This is a genomic window from Terriglobales bacterium, from assembly GCA_035624455.1.
GTDB lineage: Bacteria > Acidobacteriota > Terriglobia > Terriglobales > Acidobacteriaceae > DASPRM01.
In genome coordinates this window covers 1-2972 of record DASPRM010000082.1, presented here as the reverse complement: position 1 = coordinate 2972, position 2972 = coordinate 1, and the positions used below count along the sequence as shown (strand labels likewise).

Sequence of the window (2972 nt, the reverse complement as noted above, 5' to 3'; positions counted from 1 at the left end):
AAGAGATCAGCCATTCGTATCTCCGATAATAACGATATTCATCGATGTGTCTTGTCGATGTACGGAAGCCGGATCACAAGATGAGAGCGCCTCCCGGACCACCTAACATAAGCAAATTACGCTACAACCGGCGATTCGTCTACTCGGTGAGGCAGGATGGTGCCCATCAGCCGGCGACAGATTCAGGACAGGCTGCCGGGGCTACGTTCAGGCGCGCACTTTCTGGCTGAACTTCTTCTCAAGTTTTCGCAGCTTTGGGGCGATGATGAATTGGCAATAGGGCTGGGTCGCATTGTTGTCATAGTACTGCTGGTGGTAGTCTTCGGCCACATAGAAGGTCCGAGCGGGTTCTACGGCAGTCACGATTGGTTCGGGAAAAACGTGGCTGGCATTCAGCTCTGCGATGGTTTCCTCGGCCTCGTGCTTCTGTTCTTCACTGGTGTAGAAAATCACGGAACGGTATTGCTCACCTACGTCGCTTCCCTGCCGGTTCAGTGTGGTTGGATCGTGAATGGAGAAGAAGACATCGAGGAGATCGCGATAAGGGATGACTGCAGGATCGAACTTCACGCGCACAACTTCGACGTGCCCGGTGTCGCCGGCGCAAACCTGGCGATAGGTGGGATTCTCGACCTGTCCCCCCATGTAGCCGGACTCCACCGAACTGACTCCTTCCAGCCGGCCGAACACCGCCTCGACGCACCAGAAACAGCCTCCGCCAAAAACCGCTGTCTGTTCGTTCCGCATGCATATTCGATGTCTGCGCCTAGGGAAAGTTTCCGGGATTCCCCTGAGCCATTTGGCCTGACGGCTTCCTCTACAGAGGGAGGAACACTCTGACAGGGGTCCGCAGTTGCATTGCAGCCCCGGGGTTTTCTGTCTGCTGCCATGGTGGAGGCTGGAGCTGCTAGACAACAAAGTACTTGGCCGCGGGGTGGTGCACGATGATCGCCGAGGTTGATTGTTCGGGTTCGAGCAGAAAACCGCTGGTAAGCCGCACGCCGACGTTCTCTTCAGGGTGGAGCAACACGAATAGTTTGGTCTGATCCTCCAGGTTCGGGCAGGCCGGATAGCCGAACGAAAACCTTGAGCCGCGGTATTTCTGATGGAACAGGTCGCGGGTGTGAGGCGAATCCTCGCCGGCGATGCCTAACTCCTGCCGCATGGTGCGGTGATGGTACTCGGCCAGGGCTTCGGCGGTCTCGACGCTTAGCCCGTGCAGGTAGAGATATTTTGTGTATTCGCCAGCTTCGAAAAGGCGTTGTGTCTCCCGGCTGGCACGAGATCCGATGGTAACCAGGGAGAGGCCGAGGACGTCCATCCTGCCCGACCTTTTCGCCGCGAAGAAGTCGGAAATACACAGCCTGCGCCCAACCTTCTGGCGGGGGAAGTTGAACCGCAACAACTCCTGCGGGGCAGTCCCGGCGCTCGCGGCTTCGGGGGAGTACACGATGAGATCATTGCCTTCGCTCTGGGCGGGGAGATATCCGTACACGACCTTTGGCTCGAACAACCCGGCAGCAATGACTTCCTCCTGGAGTTGGGCCTTGATGGCGCGGAATTTCTCCTCCACCAAGCGCAAATAGTCTTCCTGGGAAGCGGTCTTCAATTGCCACTGGTTCTTGAACAGGGCGGTGTCGTTAATGAACGAGAACAGTTCACGCAAGTCGAAATCCTTCTTCACCTGCACTCCCCAAAACGGTGGTGAAGGGATGTTGGGCGCGTCGCCTACCATTGGACTGCGCTCGACGAAGACCGGCCCGGTTTCCTCGTCGACGGCGACAGCCTTGGCATATTCCTTCACGCTCCGTCCTTCGCTTAGCCGGGCTTCGCGCTTTCCATCGGAAGCCGCCAGATCCTCCATGATATGCAGCCCGGCAAAGGCGTCGTCGGCATAGAAGACACCCTTGGCATACTCCCGGCGCAGGTCATCTTCCACGTACTTGCGGGTGAGGGCGGCGCCGCCGCAGATGACGGGAAAGTCCAGTTGCTGCCGCTCGAGATCCTGGATGACGTACTTCATTTCCAGCGTCGACTTCACCAGCAGGCCACTGAGGCCTATCGCATCCGCGCGGTGCTGCTGCGCGGCCTTGATGATGGTGTCGCCCGGCTGCTTGATCCCCAGGTTGACGACCTTGAAGCCGTTGTTCGAGAGGATGATGTCAACCAGGTTCTTACCGATGTCGTGCACGTCGCCCTTGACGGTGGCCAGGACGATGGTACCTTTCCGCGAGCCGGACTTCTTCTCCATCTTCGGCTCGAGATAGGCCACCGCTTGTTTCATGACGCCCGCCGAGTCGAGCACAGAGGGCAGCTGCATCTTGCGCGCCCCGAACAAGTCGCCTACGGTCTTCATACCATCGAGCAATACGGTGTTGATCAGATCCAAGGGTGAATACTGCGCCAGCGCTTCTTCCAGCAACCCTTCGAGCGATTTCTTCTGGACGCCCTCGCCTACCGACCTCTCCCCGTTGATAATCGCAAACTTCAGCTTGTCCTCAACCGAGAGCGTCTCTAGGTGTGCGGTCCTTGCTGCCTGCGGTTTGCCTTTCAGCCCGGCAAAGTGCGCCATGTAGACCTGAAGCGGGTCACCGTTGGACTCGTCGCGATAGATGAGCTTTCTGGCAAGCTCAACTTCTTGCTGAGGAATTTTGTACAAAGGATAGATTTTGCTGTAGTTGACAATGGCAATGTCGAGGCCATTGTCGACGGCTTCGTGCATGAAGACGCTGTTCAAGACGCGGCGAGGGTACACATCGAGGCCGAACGAGATGTTGCTGACGCCCAGGATAGTGTGAACTTCCGGCAGCACCTGCTTGATACCCCTGACCGCCTTCAAGGTCTCGATGCCAGCCGTCCGGTACTCTTCTTGGCCGGTGGAGATAGGCAGGGTCAGGGCGTCGAAGATCAGGTCGACTGGGCGTATGCCGTATTTTCGTGTGGCCAGATCATAGATGCGCTTGGCGATGGCG

The 2972-nt window shown here is 57.6% G+C and carries 2 protein-coding genes; both read right to left on the bottom strand.

Annotation, left to right across the window (positions count from 1 at the left end; translation table 11 throughout):
• Nucleotides 1-207 precede the first annotated feature (207 nt).
• Nucleotides 208-747, bottom strand: coding sequence for a peptide-methionine (S)-S-oxide reductase MsrA (msrA, locus tag VEG30_09195; protein ID HXZ80092.1), 540 nt, complete (start codon nucleotides 745-747; stop codon nucleotides 208-210).
• A 160-nt stretch (nucleotides 748-907) separates the two neighbouring features.
• Nucleotides 908-2972: vitamin B12 dependent-methionine synthase activation domain-containing protein (locus VEG30_09190; GenBank protein HXZ80091.1), on the bottom strand; the 2065-nt coding region annotated here is incomplete at its 5' end.